Origin of the sequence: Pseudomonas sp. Irchel s3h9, from assembly GCF_900187475.1 — a bacterium.
In the GTDB taxonomy this organism is placed as follows: Bacteria; Pseudomonadota; Gammaproteobacteria; order Pseudomonadales; family Pseudomonadaceae; genus Aquipseudomonas; species Aquipseudomonas neuropathica.
This window is the reverse complement of the sequence record NZ_FYDH01000006.1, coordinates 228039-251830: the sequence shown is the minus strand read 5'-3', so window position 1 is coordinate 251830 and position 23792 is coordinate 228039. Positions and strand designations below refer to the sequence as shown.

Below are 23792 nucleotides of genomic sequence, written 5' to 3'. Positions count from 1 at the left end.
CTTTTTGATCGTTATGCCCGATAATTCAGCCTAAGCGCCGGTAGGAACCTGCTGTTACAATGCCGGCCTGCGAATTTTCAGACTCTTTAGATCAGGAGCACACCGGTGCCTGTCGTCTTTGTCGCCGCTTCCAAGCTGCCAACGCCTTTTGCGCAATTCACCATGCACGGTTTTCTCGATGAAGCCACCGGCCGCGAGCACGTCGTGCTGAGCCTGGGTGAAATTGCCGACGGTGCCCCGGTACTCGGCCGGTTGCACTCCGAATGCCTGACCGGCGATGCCTTGTTCAGCCAGCGTTGCGACTGCGGTTCGCAACTGGAAGGCGCGCTTAAAGCCATCGCCCGTGAAGGCCGTGGTGTATTGCTGTACCTGCGTCAGGAAGGTCGTGGCATCGGTTTGTTGAACAAGATCCGTGCCTACGAACTGCAGGATGGCGGCGCCGACACCGTTGAAGCCAACGAGCGTCTGGGCTTTGCCGCTGACCAGCGTGACTACGCCATGTGCCTGCCGATGCTCGAGCATCTGGGCGTGAAATCCCTGCGCCTGATGACTAACAACCCGCGCAAGGTCAAAGCCTTGACCGATATGGGCATTACTGTCGCCGAGCGCGTGCCGCTGCACACCGGTCACAATCCGCACAACAAACTCTATCTGGCGACCAAGGCCAGCAAGCTCGACCACATGATGGGCAACGAGCATCAGGGCGAGGTCGATCGCGCGTGACGCGGGGTCAGGTGCGGCGCCGGTTATCGGTCGATTGGTGGAAATACCTCGCGCTGGCGCTGGTGCCGCTGTTCGTACTCAACGCGTTGTTCGGTCAGGGCAAAGGCATTCTGCCGGTGCTGGCGATGCCGTTCTTTATTGCCGGCGTGGCATCGATGTTTGTCAGCCTGAAGTTTTTTGGCCGTTATAAACATGCGCTGATCGCCACGCAAAAAGCTCTCGATACCCCCGATGAACCGGCCGCGTGGATTGCTCTCGCAGCCCGTCGTCGTGCGGCTTTTCTTGTGGCAGCCTTGCCGGCGTGGATTGGCGCACTGGCGGTGTTTGTCGGTCTTGAAGCCGTACCGTTGATGCTGCTGGCGTTGTCCACGGCAGTGCTGTTTTATCTCTACCGTATCCCGCGTCAACTCGGTTGATGCGCCGCCTCTGGCTGGCGGTTCTGCTGCTGGCCGTCAGTGGTTCTGCGCTGGCGCAACTGCGTGTGGTCAGCCTCGCGCCGTCCCTTTCTGAAATTGTCGTTGAGCTGGATTCGGCAGATCTGTTGGTCGGTGTGCTGGATGCCGGTGAGCGGCCGGCTGAAATTGCCAGCGTCCCCTCTGTCGGCCGCTATGGCCAACTCGACATGGAACAGCTACTGAGCCTCAAACCTGATTTGTTGTTGCTGTGGCCCGGCAGTGTCGGCCCGGCGCAGCGTGATCAACTGAAGCGCCTGGGCATCCCGACCTTCGTCGCCGAACCGCATTCTTTAGAACAACTCACCACCCAGATTGAAGCCATTGCCGCGCAATTGGGGCGACCGGAGCATGGGGTCAAACGGGCGGCGGCGCTGCGCCAACAACTCGCGGAGCTGCGCCAGCGCTATCGCCGGGAAGTGCCGTTGCGGGTGTTTTATCAGGTCTGGGACAAGCCGCTGTACACCGTCGGTGGCGGGCAAATCATCAGTGATGCGCTGGAGGTGTGCGGGGCGCGGAATGTGTTCAGCGATCTGAGTTTGCCGGCGCCGCAGGTGAGTATTGAGGCAGTGTTGCAGCGTGATCCTGAGGTGATTCTGGCGAGTGATCAGGCGCAGTTGAATGCGTGGAGAACCTGGCCGCAGGTGGCGGCGGTGAAGCAGGAAAAATTACTGTTGGTCACCGACAAAGGCCTCGAACGCCCAAGCGGCCAAATGATCAGCGCCACCGCCAAACTCTGCCAATTGATCGCGCCTGACCGCTGAAATCGCGGTGACTTCTTCGCGAGCAGGCTCGCTCCCACAGGAGGATTGCATTCCAAATGTGGGAGCGAGCCTGCTCGCGAAGGGGTCAGTCAAATCACCGAAGATTCAAATCAAAGCTGGGGAGTCCAAGTCACCCCAAACATCCACATCCGACCTTCCTCGCGATAACCATACTGGCTGCCGTCATAGCTGTAGTTCGCCCGGCTGTAACCTTTGTCGAAAACATTATCGACCTTCAGATCCAGCTTGATCTCGCGGTTCAACGCCCAACTGCTGCGCAAGCCGAACAACGCATAACCACCCAGTGGGTTTTCATTTGTCAGGTCGTCATAACTGCTGCTGACCGCCTGCCAACTGGCGCCGAAGCTGACTTGATCAAATTGCCGATCCAGATCCCAACTCAACGTGCGTCGCGCGCGCCGGGCCAGGGTGTGCCCAGTATTGCGATCACGCGGATCGATGATCGAAAGGCCAAGATTGCTCTGCCAGTCGAACAGTTCCTGCTTCAGCGCTGCTTCAAAACCGTTGATCCGCGCCGAAGCGACGTTTTCCGGGCGTGAGTTACTGCCGAAAATGATCGCGTCTTCCAGATCCGTACGATAGATCGACGCCTCCAGACGGCTGCTGTCAGTCAACTGACTGCGCCACTGCAACTCATAGCTTTTCGAGGTTTCCGGTTTCAAATCCGGGTTGCTGAAGTCGGGGTAGTACAGATCGTTGAAAGTCGGCGCACGAAAGCCTTCGCTGTAGCTCAGCAACAGATCATTGTCCGGATTCAGCGGCAGAGTGAACGTGCCACTCCAGGTGTTCTGGCTGCCGAATTGCTGGTTGTCGTCGTGACGCAGACCCAGTTCCGTGGAGAAGCTGTCGGCCTGATAGCGATGCTGGATGAATGCGGCGCGGTTCCAGCGGCTGTCTTCGTCGAATGCGGTGCTGCTGTTGACCCGGTCTTCGTACCAGTCGCCGCCGAGGATCAGGCTGTTGCGTGCGTCCAGTGTCAGGTCGTTCTGCCAGTTCACCGAGTCGCGGTAGGTGTTGAACACGGTGCGTTCGTCGCTGAGCTTGTCGAGGGTCTTCTCGCGATTCTCGGTGTGGCCGACCTCGACGCGGGTTTTCCAGATCTCGTTGACCCGGGCATCGACGTAACTGCTGACGCTACTGACGTTGAAATCGCTGTACGGCTGCTGTTGGACCGATTCGAAGGTGTTCATGTCGAAGCGGCCGAACGGGTTGTCAAACTCGCTCTTGCCCCGGTTATCCAGCAGATTGGCGCCGACTTCGATGTCATCGGTCAGCGCATGACTCAGGCTCAGGCTGACGGATTTATTGCGGTAGGCGTCGTGATCGCCATCGCTTGGATACGACTCATGGGTACGATCAATCCCGGCAGTCTCATCGAGACTGGCGCCGAGATTGAAGCGGGTTTTCGCGTCGCCACCGGACAAGCCGAGGCTGCGTTCCCACGTTTGGTTGCTGCCGAAACCGACGTGCATCCGTGGCTGCAAACCTTGCTCAGTGCCGCGCCGGGTGAAGATCTGAATCACCCCGCCAATCGCATCGCTGCCGTAAATCACCGAACGCGAACCGCGCAGCACTTCCACCCGTTCGATTTGCTCGATGTTCAGATGCTGCAGGTTGCTGTCGCCGGAAGTGGAGCTGCCGATACGCTGGCCGTCGACCAACACCAGACTCTGCGCCGACTGCGTGCCGCGAATGTAGATCCCCGGCAGGCTGCCGCGCCCGCCGGCCTGCGCCACTTGCACACCAGGGACGCGCCTTAGCAGGTCCGGCACGTCACTCGGCTGCAGGCGGTCGATGTCTTCACGGGTGAACACCGTGTTGGCGGCGCTGCTGTCGTTGCGGGCTTCGACCTGGCGGTTGGCTGAGATAAGCATGTCCGGCAGTTTCAGTGCCTGATCACGCTCGAAGGTGTCGGCGAGGGCGTTGGCGGCTGGCAGCAGGAGGAAGGGCAGGGCGAGGCGCGAGAGGTTCATGGACAGTCCACTGGTGTTTCAAGTGTACACAAATCAAATGTGGGAGCGAGCCTGCTCGCGAATGCGGTGAATCAGTCAGCAATGTATTGACTGACAGTCCGCTTTCGCGAGCAGGCTCGCTCCCACAAGGGTAATGCGTTTATTTGTCGAGTAAGGCCAGACGCTCACGAATCGACGCTTCGATCCCCGCCTCATCCAGCCCGCACTCAGCCAGCATCTGCGCCGGTTTTGCGTGCTCGACGTAAACGTCAGGCAAACCCAGATGCAGCATCGACTTGAGGATGTTCTCCCGCGCGAGGAATTCACTGACCGCGCCACCGGCGCCGCCCATGATCGCGTTCTCCTCGATGGTCACCAGCAACTCATGACTGCCGGCAATCTCGCGCACCAACTCTTCATCCAGCGGTTTGACGAAACGCATGTCGACCACGGTGGCATCGAGTTTTTCAGCCACCTTCAGCGCCTCGGCCAGTTGCACACCGAACACCAGCAAAGCGACTTTGCTGCCCTGACGACGGACGATGCCTTTGCCGATTTCAATCGGCTCGAGGTCTTTGTCGATCGTCGCGTTCGGGCCGGTACCGCGTGGATAGCGCACAGCTGCCGGGCCGTTGTACAGGTGGCCGGTGGTGAGCATTTTGCGCAGTTCGTTTTCATCACTCGGGGTCATGATGACCATGCCCGGGATGCAACGCAGGTAGGACAGATCGAAGCTGCCAGCGTGGGTCGGGCCGTCTTCGCCCACCAGGCCAGCACGGTCGATGGCGAACAGCACGTCGAGGTTCTGCACCGCTACGTCATGCACCAGTTGGTCGTAACCGCGCTGGAGGAATGTCGAGTAGATCGCCACCACCGGTTTCGCGCCTTCGCAGGCCATGCCGGCAGCGAACGTCACCGCGTGCTGCTCGGCAATCGCCACGTCGAAGTAGCGCAGCGGGAAGCGTTCGCTGAACGCCACCAGATCCGAGCCTTCCTTCATCGCCGGGGTAATCCCGACCAGACGTGGATCAGCCGCCGCCATGTCGCACAGCCACTCGCCGAACACGGCCGAATACTTCGGTCCGCCAGTCTTTGTCGGCGCTGCGGCCGGGGCGTCCAGTGGTTCGAGTTTGGTGATCGCGTGGTACCCGATCGGGTCGACTTCCGCCGGGGCGAAGCCTTTGCCTTTCTTGGTGACGATGTGCAGGAACTGCGGGCCCTTCAGATCGCGCATGTTGCGCAGCGTGGCGATCAGGGTTGGCAAGTCGTGGCCGTCGATCGGGCCGATGTAGTTCCAGCCCAGCTCTTCGAACAGCGTGCCGGGAACCAACATGCCTTTGGCATATTCTTCGGTGCGGCGGGCGATTTCCCAGGCGCCGGGCAGGCGCGACAGGACTTTCTTGCTGCCCTCGCGCATGCTTGCGTAGGTGCGGCTGGAAAGAATCTTCGCCAGATAATTCGACAGACCGCCGACATTGCGCGAGATCGACATGTCGTTGTCGTTGAGGATCACCAACATGTTGGCGTTGACTTCCGGCGCGTGGTTCAGCGCTTCGAAAGCCATGCCAGCGGTCAACGCGCCGTCGCCGATCACCGCAATCGCCTTGCGATCACTGTTTTGCAGGCGGGCGGCGATGGCCATGCCCAATGCTGCGCTGATCGAAGTGCTGGAGTGGCCGACGCCAAAGGTGTCGTACTCGCTCTCGGCGCGACGCGGGAACGCGGCGATGCCGTCCTTCTGGCGCAGCGATTCCATGCGCGTGCGGCGACCGGTGAGGATCTTGTGCGGATACGCCTGATGACCCACGTCCCACACCAGCCGGTCGTCCGGGGTGTCGAAGACGTAATGCAACGCGATGGTCAGCTCGATGACGCCCAGGCCGGCACCGAAATGCCCACCGGTCTGGCCGACCGTGTAGAGCAATTCCAGGCGCAACTCATCAGCCAGGGTTTCCAGCTCGGCTTCGCCTAACCGGCGCAGGCCGTCCGGCGTGTTCGCGCGGTCGAGCAGGGGCGTGGTCGGGCGCTTGCGGGGAATCTCATGAAACGTCGTGGGCATCAGGCGAATCGTTATAGGTATAAAAGATGCGGCAGTTTACCTGATGCATCGCCCCCTGCCCACGCGTTGGTCTTTTTTGGCTGATTCGCCGTCAGTTGCGGCGCTCGACGATATACCGGGCCAGCTCGCGCAAGGGTTCGGCGGCCGCGTCAAACGGTCGCAGGGCGTGCAGAGCCTGATCACGCAGTTCCAGCGCGTAAACCTTGGCGGCGTCGAGGCCGAGCAGCGCCGGGTAGGTCGGCTTGTCGCGGGCGATGTCGGCGCCTTGGCGTTTGCCGAGGGTTTCGGTATCGCTTTCGACGTCGAGGATGTCGTCCTGCACCTGAAAGGCCAGACCGATGGCCTGTGCATAAGTCTGCAGGGCCTTGAGCTCATCCTTCTCGGCGCGGCCGCTGGCCAGGGCGCCGAGTTTGACGCTGACTTCGATCAGCGCGCCGGTCTTGTGCCGGTGCATCTGTTCGAGGGCTTTCTGGTCGAGTTTCAAGCCGACCGAACCAAGGTCGATGGTTTGACCGCCGACCATGCCTGCCGGGCCCGCAGCCTGGGCGAGGGCGGTGACCATTTGCAGGCGAATGTCGCTGCTGCAGTCGCTCAGGCGCGGGTCGAGCAGAGCGCTGAAGGCCAGGCTCTGCAAACCGTCACCGGCGAGGATCGCGCAGGCTTCATCGAATTTCTTGTGAGTGGTCGGCTGGCCGCGACGCAAGTCGTCGTCGTCCATCGCCGGCAAATCGTCGTGAACCAGCGAATAAGCGTGGATCAGCTCAACCGCGCAGGCTGCACCGTTGGCCTGTGCAGCGTTGCCACCGAGCGCTTCGCACGCGGCGTAGGCCAGCAGCGGACGCACGCGTTTGCCGCCGTTCATCACGCTGTAGCGCATGGCGTCATAAAGCCGCGCCAATTCCGGCAACGGCGCGTTGAACAGGGTTTCCAGAGCCGCGTTAACCCGGGTCTGGCTGGTCGCCGTGTACGCCGCAATCATTCTGGCTGTTCCGCGTCGAAGGGTTCCTCGGCGAGTTCGCCATCGCGCTCCAGCAGCACCTGCACCTTTTGCTCGGCTTGCGCCAGCGCTGCCTGGCAATCACGGGTCAGACCGATGCCCTGCTCGAAAGCGGTCAACGAGTCTTCCAGCGACAATTCACCGTTCTCCAGACGCTCGACCAATGTTTGCAGGTCGGCGAGGGACTGTTCGAAATCCAGTGCAGCTTTTTTGCGGGCCATGGCGGCGATTTCCGGTTGACGTTAAACCGGCGCGACACTAGCAGATAGGGGGGTTATGGGCAAATGAGCGGGCCGGCTCTCAAGGACAGAAATGGCTCTGTGCTGGGTGAGATTAATGTGTAGCTCTGTCGGGATAGTTGATCTGATAGCGGGTGCTACGACCCCCTCCCGGCAAGCGTTGAAGGCAACCTTTCTCCAGCAACTCCGCAAGGTGTCGGGTTGCTGTGGCCTTCGACACTTTCGCCACCGCTTGATATTGCCCGGCACTGATGCCGTGCTCAAAGCTCCGCTCGCCGCCGTCGAGCAGACGATTGAGCACTTTGACCTGCTCCGCCGAAAGTTCGGACTCGCGGTGTGCCTGCCAGAAACGCGTCTTGCCCAGCACGCTTTCAATGCGGGTGATGGCTTGTTGCAGACTGCGTAGCAAGGTTTGCAGGAACCATGTGAGCCATTCAGTGATGTCCAGTGTGGCTTTTTGACTCGATTCCAGAATCCGATAGTAGCCGGACCGATCATCCAGAATGCTCGCCGACATGGCGTAGAAACGGATGGCTTGCGCTTCGCCCTGTGCCAGCGCCAGATCAGTGATGGTGCGGGTCAGACGGCCGTTGCCATCGTCGAACGGATGCAAGGTGACGAACCAGAAATGGGCGATGCCCGCACGAAGCATCGGGTCCAGTGCTGTCTGATGCTGGCTGGCCTCGAACCATTGGAGAAATTGGTCGAGCTGCTGCTCAAGACCTTGGCGAGGTGGCGCCTCGAAATGAACTGTTGGACGATCAATGCGACCCGAAACCACCTGCATTAGCTCGTCACCGCGTAGCGCACCCACATGCATTGAGCGCGCAGTAAGGTCAGCCTCTTGATCGGGAAACAGCCATTGGTGCCATTCCAGCAAGCGCTCCAGTATCAACGGTTCGGCAAATCGACGGGTGGCATCAAGCATGAGTTGCGCCAGACCTTCACTGCGTTGGCTGACTTTATCGCCGTCGATCAACTCCAGGCCCAAACGTCGCGCCAAGGATGACCGCACGGAGCCGACATTCAGTTGCTCACCTTCGATGGCCGAAGACGTCACGATATTCTGCAAAAGGGCGTCCAGTTCGGTCTGAGCCCCCAAAGAGTCACCTACCGAACCGGCCATACCCATCAACTGACCTTGGGCCTGTACACACTCGCGCAACAACGGTGCCAGGCGTTCCGCCTGCCAGTTGAAGTCGGGCCAATCGGGCTGCTGCCAGATCCAGTAAGTTGCCATTCGTTGCCTGCCTTGAGTCCGTGAGCCGAATAGAAATGCTATTCGGCTCATTTTGTGAGCCGAATATGAGGCCTATTCGGCTCACCGTCCACCGGATTGGCTTGATTCCTACAGCAACAGCACATGTATCTGATTGTTAAAAAACCGCCGAATCGCTAATCTTCGCGCCTTCTACGACCCCATAGTCACGGGTCTTTCAGACGAAACGCAGTTTTCACCGCTGTGAAGTACCGAGGATCGGGTGCAAGGTTTCGTTCAGGCATGGCAGGAGGCATTACATGCGTTCATTTCTTTGGCTGCTGATCGGCCTGGCCTGCGCGCCCGCGCTGCTGGCGGCACCTACGGCCGAGTTGTCGGAGCCGGTCGGTGGCTGGCGTTACCACGGCCTGCTCGATCGCACGGAAAACCCGCAAGTCGCCTACCCGACGCCGCCGATCGATCGCGGCATCCAGCGCAATCGCACGATGATCCAGGGCCAGCTCAAAGCCATCGGCCACATGCGTCCGCCGCACAGTCTCGCGGTGAATGGCAATCCACTGAATCTGTACACCGACGACCAAGGCCGCTTTGCCCGGCCGTACGCGTTCGGCGCCGGCTCCAACAGCGTCGAGGTGATCAGTGCCGAGGGCCAGTCGCTCAAGCGCGTGCAATTTTATGAAGCAAATAACCTGCGCACGCCGGCGAGAATTCGTCTTGTCTTGGGCTGGGACGATCCGAAAGCCGAGCTCGATCTGCACATTGTCACGCCTGACGGTCAGCATGCGTTCTGGGCGCAGCCGGCGCTGAGCAATGGCGGCGGTCTCGACCCGGATGGCGTCGATGGTCCCGGTCCGGAAATGTTCACCATGACCGCGCCGCTGCATGGCACTTATCTGGTTTACGTCAACTATTGGGGCAACTTCGGCAACGGCGGCTATAACTTCGAGGAGACCAGCAACCAGAACGAGGTGATCACCTCGCAAATCACGCTGGTGCTCAACGAAAACACCGTCGATGAAAAACGCGAGACCTTCATCGTGCCCCTGCGGGCAATCGGTGATCTGCTGCTGGTAAAGACTTTCAACTATTAATAAGCATCCCGCTGCACGGATGAAATCGGGCTTTGAAAAGATGAGCGAAAACACTGTTACTTCGGCTGCCGACACGCCAGCGGCCAAACCTTCGCGGCGCTGGCCCTTGCTGCTGGCCGGGCTGTGCCTGGTGGCCGGCGTGGCGGGCGGTTTTGGCTGGCTGCTGCTCAAGCCCAAGGCGCCGCCGGCGGAATTGGCCAGTGACAAGCTCGGCCTCAGTCGTCCTGACGCGTTGCTGGAGACCCGCTCGCTGAGCCAGTTGCCCAAGGACTTGCTGACGGTGCCGTTCCTCAAGGCCACGCTGACCGAAGATTTCGTCTTCTATTACGAGACCCATGCTGATCGCCTCGGCTTGATCGGCAGTCTGCGCCGGATCATCTACGAGCATGATCTGAAGTTGCAGGACAGCCTGATCGAACAGCTTTTCGATCAACCGGCTGATGTCGCGCTGTGGCGTGGCGCGGATGGTCGCTTGAAGGATTTTCTGCTGGTGATGGATCGTGGTGGTCTGGCGAAACTGCTGGAGCCGCTGGCGAAAGTCGCGCTGGATGACACTCAGCTCAGTCAGATGGGCGAACTCAAGGTCGGCGGCGATAGCGTGCCGCTGTACCAACTGACCTATAACGCCAGCAAAGCGCTGCTGTTCGCTTCCCACGGCGACAAACTGGTAGTGCTGTCGAACCCGGCCAAGTATTACGACCCGGAAAGCGGCGTCTCCGAAGAATCGGGCCATGTCTCGCCACAAGCGCTGGCGGCGCTGCTCAATGGCGAAAAACTGTTCCCCGAAGCGTTCGGTCTGCCGGCGAAAGCCCCGGAAACCAAACAACGCTTGTCGGTCAACTCCAGCGTTCTGGCCATGGGCTATCAACGTTTCATCCCGAACTTCGCCGGGCTGCGCTTCGACATGGACGACAAGGGCTGGCACAGCTACCTCGCCATGGACGAGCTGGACAATCAGCCCGACTTCGATTTCAAACCGGTCTGGCAAGCAATGCCGCTGGGCGCCAGTGCCTGCGTAACCTTGCCGGTCGCGGCCGAACCGCAAAAACCATTGCTGGTAAAACTCGGCGCCGAAGAAGCGGTAGCGCAGACCCTCACCGAACATGTGGCCGGCGCGGCAGGCCTGTGCTGGTACGCCGACTCGCGGTTGTACACGCCATTGCTGGTGGCCAGTCTGAAAGACGAGGACAGCAGCAAACTCGACGGTGATCTTGGCAAACTGTTCGGTTCGATGGTCGGTGCATTCGAAGCCAATGTCGAAGAAAACGTGTTCCCGGTAGTCGAGAAGCAAGAAGGCCAAAACCACGTCTGGCAGCGTCAGGTCAGCTCCAACTTTGGCCCTTATGCGGCGAAGACGGCGCAGAACCCGGACGCGATTTCCGGCAAGGCCTTCATGAAAGTCAGCCTCGCCCGTCACGGTTCGACGTTGCTGTTTTCCCTCGACGACAAACTGGTCGACAAGGCCCTCGGCACTCTCGACAAACGCTTCCCGCCGATGGCCGACGTTTTGCCCAAAGACGTGCTGATGCCGATCTACTTCGGCCCGGATTCGATGGCGCAACTGATGCAGCAGGAAACCCTCGACAGCCTGCCGCAGGACATGGAGCCGGTGTTCTACAACGCCGCGCAAACCTATCTGATTCCGAAACTGCGCACCCTCGGCGGCTACGGCAAATACGCGCTGACGCTGCCGGAAGGCAGCGAGCCTGACGGCCACTGGCAATGGTTGCCGCTGGAATGGAAAGCGCTGTGACGACACTGATCCGCAGCCTCGGCCTGCTCGCGTTGTTGCTCAGTGCGGGCGCCCGCGCCGTTGAAGCACCCGCACTCGATCCGGCGCAATCCCAGGTGTTTCGCGCCTGGTTCGTGCGCATCGCCCAAGAGCAACTGAGCCAAGGCCCAAGTCCGCGCTGGTATCAGCAGGACTGTGCCGGGCTGGTACGTTTCGCTGCCAACGAAGCGCTGAAAGTCCATGACGAAAAATGGCTGCGCAGCAATGGCCTGTCCAATCGCTACCTGCCGCCGGAACTCTCGCTGAGCGACGATCAGCGCAAGCTCGCCCAGCAATGGCAGCAGGGCGGCGGCAAGGTCGGGCCGTACGTCAACGCGATCAAACTGATTCAGTTCAACAGCCATTTGGTCAGCCGTGACGTGTCGCAGGCGCGGCCCGGTGACCTGATGTTTTTCGATCAGGGCGACGACCAGCACCTGATGATCTGGATGGGCCGCTACATCGCCTATCACACCGGCACCACCACCCCGACTGACAACGGCATGCGTTCGGCAAGCCTGCAGCAACTCATGACATGGAAGGACACCCGATGGATACCCGACGCAGCCAACCCCAACTTCATCGGCGTCTATCGACTGAACTTTCTCTCCCAATGACCGGTGCCCGCATGTTGCGACTCTGCTCCCGAATTCCTTTGCTGCTGGCGCTGTTGCTGCCAGTGGCTACCGTCAGCGCCGAAGATTCGGTCGAGCCGAGCGGCTACACGCCGGTCTCGGGCGAAAGCTTTTTCCTGCTGGCTGATAGCAGCTTTGCTGCTGATGAACAGGCAATGGTCCGTCTCGAAGCGCCGGGCCGCGACTATCGTCGTTTCCGCATGGAACCTTACGGCGGCGCGGATATTCGTGTGTACCGCATCGACAAACCGCTGGATTTCCTCAAGCGCCAGAAGAACCTGCATCGCGTGGTCAGCGACGGCCAGTTCAAGGGTGAAGGCCTGTCCAACACCCTCGCGTACCTGTGGGACAACTGGTACCGCAAATCCCGTCGGGTGATGCAGCGCGCGTTCTCCTATGAGTCGCGCAAACAAGTCACCGAGGAAGTGCCGGAACTGAAGATGGGCAACGCCATGGTCGCGCCTACTCCGTATGACGCGCAGCCGCAATTCGCGTTGATTCCGGGTCTACCGGTGGTCAGCCAGTTCCGTTATCCGTTGTGGCAGGCCAAGCCGATTCAGCCGCCGGCCGGGGTCAATCTGGCCGGGTCTTCGAGCGATTTCGTCAGCGTCGCGCCGGGTAACGTTTATATCCCGTTGGGCAATCTGAAGCCGGGTCTGTATCTGGTCGAAGCGTTGATCGGCAAGTACCGCGCAACCACCATGGTGTTCGTCTCCAACACCGTCGCGGTGAGCAAGATTGCCGGCGATGAATTGCTGGTCTGGGCCGCGCGCAAACACGAAGGCAGTTCGGTACCGAAGGTCAATGTGCTGTGGACCGACGGCCTCGGCGTGATGAGCAGCGGTGCCACCGATACTGACGGTTTGCTGCGCCTGAAACATGTCAGCCCGGAGCGTTCGTTCGTCATCGGCGAGGACGAAGAGGGCGGGGTGTTCGTCTCCGAAAACTTCTATTACGACAGCGAAATCTACGACACCAAACTCTACGCGTTCACCGACCGGCCGCTGTATCGCCCAGGTGATTGGGTGTCGCTGAAAATCGTTGGTCGGGAGTTCAAGAATGCGCGGGATTCGGTGTTGCCGGGTGCTGCAGATGTCACGGTCAGCGTGCTTGACGCCACAGGCACTGAGTTGCAACACCTCGACCTGAAACTCGATTCGAAGGCCGGCACTCAGGGCCGCTTCCAGTTGCCGGACAACGCCGTGGCCGGGGGTTACGAGATCCGTTTCAACTATAAGGATCAGGCTTACAGCAGCGCCTTCCGTGTCGCCGAGTACATCAAGCCGCACTTCGAGATTTCGCTGAATCTGGCCAAGCAGGATTACCGCACTGGCGAACCGGTGAAGGGCAGCCTGGTGCTGCTGTACCCGGACGGCAAACCGGTGGCCAACGCTAAGTTGACCCTGAGCCTGCGCGCCCAGCAACTGTCGATGGTCGACAACGAGCTGCAATACCTCGGGCAATTCCCGGTGGAGCTGACCAGCACCGAACTGACCACCGACAGCAAGGGCAGCGCGACCCTCGACCTGCCGGCCGCCGACAAGCCGAGCCGCTATATGCTCACCGTGTTTGCCAGCGATGGCGCGGCGTATCGGGTCAAGACCACCAAGGAAATCCTCATCGACCGCGGCGCCGCGAGTTTCCGCTTGAGCGCACCGCAACGCTTCAGCGCGGTCGGCGACAAGGTTGCGTTCAGCTACGCCAACGAGGGCGGCAGCGAACAAAGCAAAGCGGTGACGCCGAGCACGTATGGCTGGGTGCGGCTGGAAGACCAGAGCACCGGTGAAGGCAAACTCGCGGCGACGGACAAGGGCTTCAGTCTGGCGTTTGATCGTCCGGGTACTTACAACCTGACCTTGAAAGATCAACACGGTCGCGTCCTCGGCGCCACCGGTCATTCGGTCACTGGCGATGGCGTCAAAGCCGTGCCGGGCACTGTGGAAATCGTCCTCGACAAGCCTGAGTACAAGGCCGGCGATGAAGCGCTGGCGCTGATCACTTTCCCGGAACCGGTCAGCGATGCATTGCTCTCGCTGGAACGCGACAAAGTCGAAGCCACCGCGCTGCTCGCCAAGGGCGGTGACTGGTTGAAACTGGAAAAACTCAGCGACACCCAATACCGCGCGCGCATTCCGGTGAAGGACAACTTTGCACCGAACCTGACCTTCTCCGTGCTCTACACCAAGGGCGGTCAGTACAGCTTCCAGAACGCCGGGATCAAAGTGGTCGCGCCGCAAATCGACGTGGCGATCAGCACCGACAAAGCGGCGTACCTGCCGGGCGACACGGTCACGGTTGACCTGACCACCCAGTTCGCCGGCAAAGCAGTACCGGCGCATCTGACCGTCAGCGTCGTCGACGAAATGGTCTACGCGCTGCAACCCGAAGTTGCGCCGACCATTGACCAGTTCTTCTATCACCCGCGCCGTAACAACGTGCGCACCAGCGCCAGCCTGTCGTTCATCAGTTACGACGTCGCGTTGCCGGGCAGCCCCGGTGCACCGGGCAAAGCCAACCGCAGCGAGCGTGGTGTAAAAGTGCTGGAGCGGCCGCGTCGTGAGGACGTCGATACCGCTGCGTGGCAGCCGGAGTTGTTGACCGGTGCCGACGGCAAAACCCGTTTCACCTTCAAGATGCCGGACTCGCTGACCCGCTGGCGCATCACTGCCCGCGCCATTGCCGATGACGGTCAGGTCGGGCAGAAGAAGCAGTTCGTCCGCTCGGAAAAACCGCTGTACCTGAAGTGGAGCGGGCCGAGCAAATTCCGTAAGGGCGATCAGCCGCAACTCGGCGTGTTCGCCTTCAGCCAAGCCGAGAAACCGGTCAAGGCTGAACTGGTCACTCACTATGCGGGCGCCGAACAGCGTCTGCCGGTGACCCTGAACAACGGCATCAATTATCTGCCGCTGCCGGCGTTCACATTGGCTTCCGGCGAATGGACGGCGGAGTTGGTGCAGGACGGCAAGACCGCCGACTCCCTCGCCGTGCGCCTGAGTGCGACCGGTGACGGCTGGCAAGTCACTCAGACTCAAAGCCTCGACGTGGCCAGCGGTGACACACCGTTGAGTCTGCCGGCCGACGCCACCGATATTCGCCTGCGTCTGGATGACAGCCCTCAAGCGTTGTTCCGCTCGGCACTCGATGATCTGCTCAGCTATCCGTATGGCGGCGTCGAGCAGACTGCCAGCCGGTTGCTGCCGTTGAGCATTGCCTATCCATCGCTGGCATCGAATCCACAGATTCGTGATCGCTTGCGCCTGATCATGCAGAACAGCCGTCTGCGTCTGGTGCAAATGGCCGGGCCGTCGGCGAGCTTCACCTGGTGGGGCTACGACGGTGAACCGGATGCGTTCCTCACGGCTTACGCTTACTACGCCGACTGGAACGCTAGCCAGGTGCTGGAATTGACCTTGCCGCCGGAGCATTGGCAGCGAGTGCTGGAGGTCTACGCCAAGCAAGCGCCGAACACGCCATTGCTGCAACGGGCGCTGATTCTGTCGTTTGCCAAGCAGATGCATTTGCCGGTGAACACCTTGCTCAGCGGCTTGATGGAGGATCTGGCCAAGGCCGGTGAAAGCAGCGCCGAAACCCTGATGGACGACGGCGAAGACAGTCTGGTGATGAGCGACCCGGATTCGGCACTCGGTCTGGCGGCGGCGCGGGTATTGACCGCATCGTTGGCCACGCAGTCGAAGGTTACCTTGCCGGAAGCGTTCAATCGTCAGGTAGGGGCTGCGCAACAGCGTCTGGCGGTCAGTTCGCAGCCGTTCGCCGAGGCGCTGAACCTGTCGCTGCAAGCGTTCGATCAGGCCCGTGCTACGGCGTTGTTGCAACGTTTGCTGCCGCAGCAATCGACCCTCGAACGTGCGCTGGCGCTGACTTGGCTGCAACGCAGCATCGCCCAGGCGTCGCCGACCATTGCACTAACGCCGGGTGAAGGCTGGAAGAAGAACTACGGAGCCAGCGGCGAGATGTACTGGACGTGGCAGGGCGCGACGCCAGTGCCGAGCGTGTTGACAGTGTCCGGCACGCAGGAGCGTCCGCTGCGCGCGGCATTGAGCTTCCAGACCCAACAACCTGCGGTCGATCCGATGGCCGTGACCATCAACCGTCGCCTGTCGCGACTGGTACCGGGCGACGAAGCGTTCACTTTCAAACTGGAGCCAATCGGCACCAAGCCGTTGTCCAGTGACAGTCTGTATCTGGACGAAGTGATCCTCACCAGCAAAGCGCCGAAACCGCTGCGTTACGGCATGCTCGAAGTGCCGCTGCCACCGGGCGCCGATGTTGAGCGCACGACGTGGGGCATCAAGTTGCAGGGCAAGGACGGCACCGAACCAACGGCGCTGGAGAAGGCGCGCTTCGAACCGGGGCAACTGGCCTACGCGGTGCCGGTGGATGCGCTGAGCGGCGAATTGCGCCTGCGTCATCTGGTGCGTTTCTCGCAGAAGGGCCAGTTCAACCTGCCGCCGGTGCGTTTCAAACAAGTCTACGCGCCGCAGCATCAGGCCCAGGAAGCAAAAGCCGCTCTCGGTCAGGTCACGGTCAACTGACATGAACCGGCCGCTGCTGTGGCTGCTGATGTGTGTGATACCTGCGCTGGCGACGGCGCAGGATGAGCCGTTGCGCGTGGCCTATAAGGGTGAGTTGTTATCGCTGAATCAGACGCAACTGATCGCTCGTGAACCGTTGCCGCAGACGCTCGATACCCCGTTGGGCAGTCTGTGGAAATTGTTCGTATACGCGTGGCTGGTCGATACCGGTGCGCGTGAGCCGGCCTATGAATGTCGCGGACAGTCGAAGGAAGAGGTTTATTGCTGCTCGGCGGGCGGCAGGATCGAGCGTGATCAGGCACTGGTGAAATCCTGCGGGTTGTATTTTGAACCTGCACGGTTGGGAATTGCGGCGGCGGAGTGGCGGACGTATTGGCAGGCGCGACAGGCGCCGTCGTGGTTGCTGGATTTGCCGTTGGTGCAACCGGCTCAACGGGTTTCCGTGGTTGAGTTGCTGAAGGTTCTCGCCTCGTTGCCAGCGCAGGATCAGGCGCGCCGAGTGCTGCTCGATGTGGTGCTGAATGCGGCGGACGGTAATGTCGTCGGCGAACTGGGCGGGCGTTTGCGGGTGAAAACCTGGAGCTGGCTTGGCGATCAGGATCCGCAGTCGCGCCAGGGTGGTTTCGCCGGTTGGATCGCGGACGGATCTCCGCTCTGGGCGGGTGGGCGTGGTACCAGTCAGATGGTTTTGCGCCATTACGGGCAGGCACTGGCGACGGTGTTGCCCGCCGCATGGCCGGCAGAGCCGGGGCGTTGTGTTGAAGTCGGGTTGTTCTCGCGTTATCCGGTTACGCGGGTTTTGACTGGCGAGCGGGTGGTGACTTCCGGCCCGTTACAAGGCGATTACCGCGTCGAATTCGCCAATGGCAACGCACTGGATATCCACAGCGATGGCGAACTGTTTCTGCTCAACGACAAACTCATCGCAAGGCTTGATCGCGAAGAATACGTCGCCCGCGTCCTTGAGCGTGAAGCCAAACCCGAACCCACCGAAGCGGCCAAAGCGCTGGCCGTGGCGATCCGCACCTATCTGCTGCAAAACGCCACGCGCAACGGCGATTGCCTGAGCATCGACGACAGCAGCAATCGCCAACGCGTCGCACCGCGACCGGCTTCGGCCGAATCCCGCAACATCGCTGCATGGACGGCAGACCTCGTGCTGGCCGGCAGCACCGTCACCTATCACTCCGATCAACCCGGCCCGGACAAACTCGCCTGGCAACAAGCCGTCGAGCAAGCTAATGCCGGTCAGCGTTACGACGCGATTCTGCTGCACGCCTACCCGCGCGCCAGCCTCAGTCGCTGGGACAATCCGGTCGCCTCCTGCGAGGCACTGCCCGCCGCGCAAGACTGGCTGCAGAAACAACGACGCGGCTGGCGCCCGAAACTGGAAAGCGAAACCGGCTACAACGAAGTCAGCACTTTCGCCGTGTGCAAACTGGCGTTCGGCAGGCCCTTCGTCGACCGCGAACGCCAACGTATCTACGTGCGCGGCGTACTGACCCTGCAGGATCGCCTCGACTTGACTCACGAATATCTGCACCTGGCCTTTGAAGCACATCCCAACGGCCAGGATGAAACCTACATCGAAGGGCTCGCCCGTCATCTTTTGCTGGAATAGACCATGACACTCCGTTATCCACAGGTCTTGCTGCTGCTCTGCACCTTGACTGCGCTCTCGCCAGCCATCGCTGCCGACGGCGTCAAACTCGACACCCCGATCGGCGGCTGGCGCAGCGGCGCACCCGAAGGCGAGGGCGAAAGCTTCCGCCAGACCGTCAATTACCCGGCCTCATCGGTCAACACCCAGGTCGGCCAGGCCAACACCGCCCGCATCAGCGGCGAGATCAAAGCTGCGCGGAAGGACAACGAACCCGGCCGCCTGATCGTCAATGGCGTGAGCATGCCGCTGAAAATCGACGACAGCGGCCGCTTCGACCGCCCGTTCTCGTTCCCCAACGGCAGTAACAGCGTCGAAGTGCGCAGCCCTGACGGCCAACAACGCCACCGCACGCAATTCCTCAACACCAGCGGCGGCGCCACCCCGGCGAAACTGCGCGTGTTGCTAGCGTGGGACAGCGACGGCACCGACCTCGACCTGCACCTGATCACCCCTGACGGCGCGCACATTTGGTACGGCAACCGCGTCGCCGCCAACGGCGCCGGTCTGGACGTCGACGTGACCACCGGTTACGGCCCGGAAATCTTCGCCATGCCGGCGCCGATCAAGGGGCAGTATCTGGTGTATGTGAATTATTACGGCGGTGGGTATCGCGGGGATGATGAGGGTGGAGATGAGGCGGTACAGGCACTGACCACGGCGCAGGTGACGGTGATTACTGAAGAAGGGACGCCTAGCGAGAAGATGGAGACGTTTTTGATCCCGATGCGGGCGGTGGGGGAACTGACGTTGGTTAAGGCGTTTAGTTATCCGTGAGGGAATTGGGCTACGGGTTGCTGCCCAATTTCAGGTCGCAGACATTGGACCGACTCAGGGCAGGAGCGAAAGACGGTCCTGCGCAACCTCGTAAGCAGCCTCTCTCTCTCGCTTCCCGATTGCGATTACAAACACCACAATCTCTTGATCAAGGACCTGATAGATCAGGCGATAGCCAGCGCTTTTCAGCTTCACTTTGTAGCAATCCGGGAGCTCGCGAAGTCGATTGGCTTCTATTCGAGGATTCTCCAATACCTCTGTGAGCTTCTTCTTGAACTGGTGGCGAACCGTATCGCCGAGTTTGTTCCACTCCTTTAAAGCACGACGATCAAATTCAAGGTTATAGGTCATCCAGACTTACCTTGACTCGTTGAGGTGCCGCGAGGCGTTCGGTGACTACGGCTATGAGTACTTCATCTTCCTCGCTGAGCAATGCTGCTTTGAAGGGTAGCTTGCCTCGCTCGGCGACGTATTGGAGTGTCTGACGCAAAAGCTCTGAGGGGGTTACTCCCAGCTTTTCCAGTTCGGCGAAGGAGCGCTGCTTCAGATCATCGTCGATGCGAATGTTGATGGAGGCCATGATGAAATACCTGTAATGACGTTTGTCGTTACGGTACCAAGAGGCTCTTCTGTTCGACAAGCGCGAATTTATGTTTCAGACGGTAGGCCGGGTTTATTTCAGGCATTAAAAAGCCGGCTTGTGGCCGGCTTCTCGGGGACTGGCTTGGCCTATTTTTGGTAAGCCTTGCCAGCCTTCAAAACGTACATCCGGATCTGCGTCCGGCTGTGGGACTTGGTCAGACGTTGGTCTGCCGCGTCGTGCGCTGTCTGAGCCGCGGGGCGGGTCGATGCGCAAATGTGGGGCGCAGGATACTGAGTTTTGCTGTGGATTCCCAGCCTGAAGTGCGGTTTAGAGCGACCGCAGTCGAACAAATTCGAGATTTGTACCGATTATCAGGGCCTCATCGCGAGCAGGCTCACTCCTACAGGAGGCTTTGCAGGCCGTGAGATCATAGAAACGGCACCACCGGCCGCCGCTTGCTCACGGTCGACCACCAGAACACCCAGCCCAATATATGAATCCTTTGCTCCTCGATCTGTGCCGGGCGGAAGACTTCGTCCGGGTATTCGGCGTTGTTGTGGCTGCGCAGGCGCAGGCCGTTGCCGGGCATGCGGTGCAGGTATTTGATGCGCAGCATGCCGTCGTGTTCGATGGCGTAGATCTCACCGTCGACGACCTGGGTCAGGCTGCGGTCGATGGCGACGATGGAGCCGTCTTCGATGCGTTCGGCCATGCTGTTGCCGATCATGTGCGCGCAGATGGCGTCGGCATGGCGGATTTCCAGTTGATCCAGTGGGGCGCGCAGCAGGCGAATGGACAGGTCCGGGTCCTGGATGACGTGGGTTTTGTCTGAGCCGTTGGTCAGGGGTGTTTCTTTGAAGAAGGCCAGTTCGATGTCGTTGGGATGGATGAATCGGTAGGCGCCCTGTGGATCGTGGGCGTCAAAGCTGTCGCCGTTGCTGGCCGGCGGAGTCAGGCTTGGCAGCTCTTTTGTGCCTTGGCCGGTTTTCAGCCATTCGCTGTTGACGGACAGCAGGCGTGAGACTTCTTCCATGCGATACGCCGGGACGCCCCGGGTGTACCAGTTGTGGACATTTTGGGCTTCCGTGCCCCAGAACTTTGCGAAACCCGTCGTCGAGATGTTCGCAGCTTCCAGGAGTGCCTTGAATCTTGGACCGCTAGTGTTCTTTCTCATAAACACGGAGTCTACGGCCGTGCCAGAGCGGTTTGAATAAACCAGACGTTCAAAAACGGGCTGAATTTTGCGACGGAATGTAAGACGATCTTGTGGGAAATTACACAGGCTAAAACTTTTCTGTAGTCCGTTATAAACGCTCTGTTTAAGGCGGCTATTACCAGGCACAAAAAACCCCGGATCAACCGGGGTTTTCTTCAAGCCTCACGCGTAGCGCAGGTGCTTAGCCCTTGTAGGCGGCAACCGACTTGGTGATCGCGTCGCGGGCGGCGTCTGCACCGGCCCAGCCTTCGATCTTGACCCATTTGCCTTTCTCGAGATCTTTGTAGTTCGCGAAGAAGTGCTCGATCTGCTGGATCAGCAGTGGCGGCAGGTCGGTGTATTCCTGCACATCGACGTACAGCTGGGACAGCTTGTCGTGTGGCACTGCGATGACTTTGGCATCGCCGCCGCCGTCGTCGGTCATGTTCAGGATGCCGACTGGACGGGCGCGGATTACCGAGCCTGGCGCAACCGGGTAAGGGGTCACAACCAGCACGTCGAGGGGATCACCGTCGTCAGCCAGAGTGTTCGGGATGTAACCGTAGTTGGCCGGATAGAACATTGGGGTGGCCATGAAACGGTCAACGAACAGGCAATCGCTGTCTTTGTCGATTTCGTATTTGATCGGCGCGTGGTTGGCCGGGATCTCGATCGCGACGTAGATGTCGTTCGGCAGGTCTTTGCCAGCCGGAATCTTGCTGTAGCTCATTGGGCGTTGCCCCCGTAGTTGACCAAAAACACTTGGCCGGATTGACCAAAAAGTGGCGGCGATTATAGGCATATTCTGCCGTCGACGCCATGTACCGAAAGTCGTGCAGAGCTTAGTCGTGCGCCTGATAGACCGGGTCTGTGGCCTGAAGTTGCCGCAACCGGCTCAACGGGTCCTGCCGGTAGAAAAGCTGCAACTGCGCATAGACCTGTGGATAAGCCTCGTGCAGCAGATCCGGGGCGCTGAAGAAGTACTCGCTGGTGACCGCAAAGAACTCGGCGGGGTTTTCGGCGGCGTAGGGATCAATGGCGGTTTCGGCGTCCGGGTCATGGTCGAGCTGACGGTTGAGGTCGTCGTAAGCCTTTTGCATGACGTCGGCCCAGTCGCTGACACGCATGTCGGCATGCAGCGGCGGCAGACCATTGGCGTCGCCGTTGAGCATGTCGAGTTTGTGCGCCAGTTCGTGGATCACCAGGTTGTAGCCTTCCCAGCCACCACTGGCCATCACACCCGGCCAGGCAAGGATGATCGGCCCTTGCTGCCAGGCTTCGCCGCTGTGCTCGCCGTCCCACTCATGCTCGACACCGCTGGCGTCACGATGACGTTGCGGGCTGAGGAAATCGTCCGGGTAGAGGACGATTTCATGAAAACCCTGATACCAGTTCAGATCGCCGAGATTGAGCAGCGGCAGCTGCGCCTGGGCGGCGAGCAACAGGCGTTGTTCCTGATGCAGTTCGACGCCGGGCAGGGCGCTCAGGTGTTTGTCTTCGAGGAATAGCACGCAGGCTTCGCGCAGCCACTGGTCTTCGGCTGCGCTGATGCCGTCAAGGAAGCTCAGGTGATGGCGCACCCGTTGCCACATCTCGTCGGCAATCGGGTGCTTTGCCAGAGTGCGCCGGCGACGCCAGGCGCTCAGCGACCACATCGGCTTAGTGCGATTGGGCTTTGGTGCCGCCGAAACGGCTGCGAACCACGCCGAGAATCATCGGCACCAGCGACAGCAGAATGATCGCCACCACCAGCAACGACAGGTTTTTCTTGATGAACGGTACGTTGCCGAAGAAATAGCCCAGCGTGACCAGACCGCCGACCCAGAGGATGGTGCCCAGTACGCTGAAACCGAAGAAACGTGCGTACGGCATCTTCGCCACACCGGCGACGAACGGGGCAAAGGTACGGATGATCGGCAGGAAGCGCGCCAGGGTTACGGTCTTGCCACCGTGCTTGTCGTAGAAGTCGTGGGTTTTCTGCAGGTAATCGCGACGGAAGATTTTCGAGTTCGGGTTGCTGAACAGCTTCTCGCCGGCCGTTCGTCCGATCACATAATTGGTGCTGTCACCGAGTATGGCCGCGAGCATCAGCAGACCGCCCAGCAGCACCGGATCCATACCACCGCCAGCGGCAACGGCGCCGGCAATGAACAGCAACGAGTCACCCGGCAGGAAAGGCATCACCACTAGGCCGGTTTCACAGAAAATCACCAGAAACAGGATGGCGTAGATCCATGGCCCATAGTTGTTCACCAGCAAATCGAGATAGACGTCGAGATGCAGGATAAGGTCGAGCGGGTTGAAATCCATGGGGGCACCTGTATGGCGGCCCGACTCGGCAGGCCTGTGCGGATGACTTCGTGTAAGCCTACAGCGGGGTGTAGTTTTTCTTACAAGCCGGAAAGATCGGGATTATACGGTCTGAAGGATGAAAAGCGCGTTGGTTTTGTAGCGGGGGATGTCGGGGTGTGAACAATTGTCAGGCTGCATTCGGCGTGGCTGAGGGAGCAGGCTCCCTCATCACACGTTGCATGCGCGATCAGAGTTCTTCGCTGATCGGCAACACATAGTTTTTGAACTCGGTGTCTTCCTTGAACCCGATGGATTCGTAGGTTTTCTGCGCGACGTCATTGTTGCTGCTGGTGGAAACGCGCATGCGCACTGCCTGGGTTTCCTTGGCCATTTTCTTCGCAGTGCGGATCAGGTTGTCAGCGACCAGTTGCCGGCGCGCGTCTTCAGCGACATATATGTCGTTGAGGATCCACACGCGTTTGAGCGACAGCGAGGAGAAGCTTGGATAGAGCTGACAGAAACCCATCAGTTTCTTGTCGTCATCGTCGGCCAGTGCCAGGTAGATCACCGATTCCTTGCGGCGCAGACGCTTTTCAAGGAACGCACGGGAGGAATCCGGGTAAGGCAGGGAACCGTAGAACTCGCGATATTTGACGAACAATGGGGTCAACAAATCCAGATGTTCGAGGGTCGCTTGAATAATCCGCATGATAGGTCTCGTCTTCAAGTGGCTGTCTTCAACTGCTCTGACGGCGATGGGAAACCCGTGCGGCCGTGCATCGATCCTGCCTTAAACCGGCGCAGAAACG

Annotated in this window: 21 protein-coding genes; 9 read left to right on the top strand and 12 right to left on the bottom strand. The window is 60.1% G+C overall.

Annotated elements, in window-relative coordinates; translation table 11 throughout:
• Positions 1-105: 105 nt before the first annotated feature.
• Genes ribA through CKW26_RS12520 form a run of 3 tightly spaced genes read left to right on the top strand, consistent with a single transcriptional unit; the run spans position 106 to position 1939 of the window.
• Positions 106-723, top strand: a complete 618-nt coding sequence (ribA, locus tag CKW26_RS12530; RefSeq protein WP_016984117.1) for a GTP cyclohydrolase II — start codon at positions 106-108, stop codon at positions 721-723.
• Positions 720-1139, top strand: coding sequence for an MFS transporter (locus CKW26_RS12525; RefSeq protein WP_095048811.1), 420 nt, complete (start codon positions 720-722; stop codon positions 1137-1139). Before ribA ends, CKW26_RS12525 begins: the two co-directional genes overlap by 4 nt.
• Complete coding sequence (locus tag CKW26_RS12520; RefSeq protein WP_095048810.1) at positions 1139-1939, top strand: cobalamin-binding protein; 801 nt, start codon at positions 1139-1141, stop codon at positions 1937-1939. The genes CKW26_RS12525 and CKW26_RS12520 overlap by 1 nt, the downstream gene beginning before the upstream one ends.
• 110 nt (positions 1940-2049) lie before the next feature.
• Here the strand turns inward: CKW26_RS12520 and CKW26_RS12515 are convergent, their stop codons facing one another.
• The 5 genes from CKW26_RS12515 to CKW26_RS12495 form a co-directional block, all read right to left on the bottom strand.
• Complete coding sequence (locus tag CKW26_RS12515) at positions 2050-3933, bottom strand: TonB-dependent receptor domain-containing protein (protein ID WP_095048809.1); 1884 nt, start codon at positions 3931-3933, stop codon at positions 2050-2052.
• Between the two features lie 139 nt (positions 3934-4072).
• Positions 4073-5971: a 1-deoxy-D-xylulose-5-phosphate synthase gene (gene dxs, locus CKW26_RS12510; protein WP_095048808.1), complete on the bottom strand. Its 1899-nt coding sequence runs from the start codon at positions 5969-5971 to the stop codon at positions 4073-4075.
• A 91-nt stretch (positions 5972-6062) separates the two neighbouring features.
• Positions 6063-6950: a (2E,6E)-farnesyl diphosphate synthase gene (gene ispA, locus CKW26_RS12505; protein ID WP_095048807.1), complete on the bottom strand. Its 888-nt coding sequence runs from the start codon at positions 6948-6950 to the stop codon at positions 6063-6065.
• Positions 6947-7189 carry an exodeoxyribonuclease VII small subunit gene (locus CKW26_RS12500; RefSeq protein ID WP_003228627.1) on the bottom strand — a complete coding sequence of 81 codons (243 nt, stop codon included), beginning with the start codon at positions 7187-7189 and terminating at the stop codon, positions 6947-6949. The genes ispA and CKW26_RS12500 overlap by 4 nt, the downstream gene beginning before the upstream one ends.
• 112 nt (positions 7190-7301) lie before the next feature.
• Positions 7302-8447, bottom strand: a complete 1146-nt coding sequence (locus CKW26_RS12495; protein ID WP_095048806.1) for a Fic family protein — start codon at positions 8445-8447, stop codon at positions 7302-7304.
• 278 nt (positions 8448-8725) lie between these two features.
• Here CKW26_RS12495 and CKW26_RS12490 point away from each other — a divergent pair, with 278 nt between their 5' ends.
• From CKW26_RS12490 to CKW26_RS12465, 6 genes are read left to right on the top strand one after another with little or no spacing between them, the layout of a single operon-like run.
• On the top strand, positions 8726-9517 hold the full coding sequence (locus CKW26_RS12490) for a YfaP family protein (RefSeq protein WP_095048805.1): 792 nt from the start codon (positions 8726-8728) through the stop codon (positions 9515-9517).
• 40 nt (positions 9518-9557) lie between these two features.
• Positions 9558-11270 (top strand): DUF2138 domain-containing protein, encoded by a 1713-nt coding sequence (locus tag CKW26_RS12485; protein ID WP_095048846.1) that lies wholly within the window; start codon positions 9558-9560, stop codon positions 11268-11270.
• Positions 11255-11905, top strand: coding sequence for a DUF1175 domain-containing protein (locus tag CKW26_RS12480; RefSeq protein ID WP_095048804.1), 651 nt, complete (start codon positions 11255-11257; stop codon positions 11903-11905). Before CKW26_RS12485 ends, CKW26_RS12480 begins: the two co-directional genes overlap by 16 nt.
• Positions 11902-16476: an alpha-2-macroglobulin gene (locus tag CKW26_RS12475; protein ID WP_095048803.1), complete on the top strand. Its 4575-nt coding sequence runs from the start codon at positions 11902-11904 to the stop codon at positions 16474-16476. The genes CKW26_RS12480 and CKW26_RS12475 overlap by 4 nt, the downstream gene beginning before the upstream one ends.
• 1 nt (position 16477) lies before the next feature.
• Positions 16478-18097 (top strand): DUF2300 domain-containing protein, encoded by a 1620-nt coding sequence (locus CKW26_RS12470; RefSeq protein ID WP_095048802.1) that lies wholly within the window; start codon positions 16478-16480, stop codon positions 18095-18097.
• A 3-nt stretch (positions 18098-18100) separates the two neighbouring features.
• On the top strand, positions 18101-18913 hold the full coding sequence (locus CKW26_RS12465) for a YfaP family protein (RefSeq protein ID WP_095048801.1): 813 nt from the start codon (positions 18101-18103) through the stop codon (positions 18911-18913).
• 54 nt (positions 18914-18967) lie between these two features.
• Here the strand turns inward: CKW26_RS12465 and CKW26_RS12460 are convergent, their stop codons facing one another.
• The 7 genes from CKW26_RS12460 to CKW26_RS12430 form a co-directional block, all read right to left on the bottom strand.
• On the bottom strand, positions 18968-19264 hold the full coding sequence (locus CKW26_RS12460) for a type II toxin-antitoxin system RelE/ParE family toxin (RefSeq protein ID WP_016984129.1): 297 nt from the start codon (positions 19262-19264) through the stop codon (positions 18968-18970).
• Positions 19254-19493, bottom strand: a complete 240-nt coding sequence (locus CKW26_RS12455; protein WP_016984130.1) for a type II toxin-antitoxin system RelB/DinJ family antitoxin — start codon at positions 19491-19493, stop codon at positions 19254-19256. Before CKW26_RS12455 ends, CKW26_RS12460 begins: the two co-directional genes overlap by 11 nt.
• Before the next feature lie 430 nt (positions 19494-19923).
• Positions 19924-20670, bottom strand: coding sequence for a helix-turn-helix transcriptional regulator (locus CKW26_RS12450; RefSeq protein WP_095048800.1), 747 nt, complete (start codon positions 20668-20670; stop codon positions 19924-19926).
• Between the two features lie 223 nt (positions 20671-20893).
• Positions 20894-21421 (bottom strand): inorganic diphosphatase, encoded by a 528-nt coding sequence (gene ppa, locus CKW26_RS12445; RefSeq protein WP_095048799.1) that lies wholly within the window; start codon positions 21419-21421, stop codon positions 20894-20896.
• 112 nt (positions 21422-21533) lie between these two features.
• Complete coding sequence (locus CKW26_RS12440; RefSeq protein WP_095048798.1) at positions 21534-22346, bottom strand: zinc-dependent peptidase; 813 nt, start codon at positions 22344-22346, stop codon at positions 21534-21536.
• Between the two features lie 4 nt (positions 22347-22350).
• Positions 22351-23001 (bottom strand): DedA family protein, encoded by a 651-nt coding sequence (locus tag CKW26_RS12435; RefSeq protein WP_034153744.1) that lies wholly within the window; start codon positions 22999-23001, stop codon positions 22351-22353.
• A gap of 229 nt (positions 23002-23230) precedes the next feature.
• Complete coding sequence (locus tag CKW26_RS12430) at positions 23231-23692, bottom strand: N-acetyltransferase (protein ID WP_095048797.1); 462 nt, start codon at positions 23690-23692, stop codon at positions 23231-23233.
• Positions 23693-23792: the final 100 nt, after the last annotated feature.

Bases quoted from the DNA above. Each gene is read 5' to 3' on its own strand.
- CKW26_RS12520 (WP_095048810.1), top strand. From the start codon at position 1,139: ATGCGCCGCCTCTGGCTGGCGGTTCTGCTGCTGGCCGTCAGTGGTTCT.
- CKW26_RS12515 (WP_095048809.1), bottom strand. From the start codon at position 3,933: ATGAACCTCTCGCGCCTCGCCCTGCCCTTCCTCCTGCTGCCAGCCGCC.
- dxs (WP_095048808.1), bottom strand. From the start codon at position 5,971: ATGCCCACGACGTTTCATGAGATTCCCCGCAAGCGCCCGACCACGCCC.
- ispA (WP_095048807.1), bottom strand. From the start codon at position 6,950: ATGATTGCGGCGTACACGGCGACCAGCCAGACCCGGGTTAACGCGGCT.
- CKW26_RS12500 (WP_003228627.1), bottom strand. From the start codon at position 7,189: ATGGCCCGCAAAAAAGCTGCACTGGATTTCGAACAGTCCCTCGCCGAC.
- CKW26_RS12495 (WP_095048806.1), bottom strand. From the start codon at position 8,447: ATGGCAACTTACTGGATCTGGCAGCAGCCCGATTGGCCCGACTTCAAC.
- CKW26_RS12490 (WP_095048805.1), top strand. From the start codon at position 8,726: ATGCGTTCATTTCTTTGGCTGCTGATCGGCCTGGCCTGCGCGCCCGCG.
- CKW26_RS12485 (WP_095048846.1), top strand. From the start codon at position 9,558: ATGAGCGAAAACACTGTTACTTCGGCTGCCGACACGCCAGCGGCCAAA.
- CKW26_RS12480 (WP_095048804.1), top strand. From the start codon at position 11,255: ATGGAAAGCGCTGTGACGACACTGATCCGCAGCCTCGGCCTGCTCGCG.
- CKW26_RS12475 (WP_095048803.1), top strand. From the start codon at position 11,902: ATGACCGGTGCCCGCATGTTGCGACTCTGCTCCCGAATTCCTTTGCTG.
- CKW26_RS12470 (WP_095048802.1), top strand. From the start codon at position 16,478: ATGAACCGGCCGCTGCTGTGGCTGCTGATGTGTGTGATACCTGCGCTG.
- CKW26_RS12465 (WP_095048801.1), top strand. From the start codon at position 18,101: ATGACACTCCGTTATCCACAGGTCTTGCTGCTGCTCTGCACCTTGACT.
- CKW26_RS12460 (WP_016984129.1), bottom strand. From the start codon at position 19,264: ATGACCTATAACCTTGAATTTGATCGTCGTGCTTTAAAGGAGTGGAAC.
- CKW26_RS12455 (WP_016984130.1), bottom strand. From the start codon at position 19,493: ATGGCCTCCATCAACATTCGCATCGACGATGATCTGAAGCAGCGCTCC.
- CKW26_RS12450 (WP_095048800.1), bottom strand. From the start codon at position 20,670: ATGAGAAAGAACACTAGCGGTCCAAGATTCAAGGCACTCCTGGAAGCT.
- ppa (WP_095048799.1), bottom strand. From the start codon at position 21,421: ATGAGCTACAGCAAGATTCCGGCTGGCAAAGACCTGCCGAACGACATC.
- CKW26_RS12440 (WP_095048798.1), bottom strand. From the start codon at position 22,346: ATGTGGTCGCTGAGCGCCTGGCGTCGCCGGCGCACTCTGGCAAAGCAC.
- CKW26_RS12435 (WP_034153744.1), bottom strand. From the start codon at position 23,001: ATGGATTTCAACCCGCTCGACCTTATCCTGCATCTCGACGTCTATCTC.
- CKW26_RS12430 (WP_095048797.1), bottom strand. From the start codon at position 23,692: ATGCGGATTATTCAAGCGACCCTCGAACATCTGGATTTGTTGACCCCA.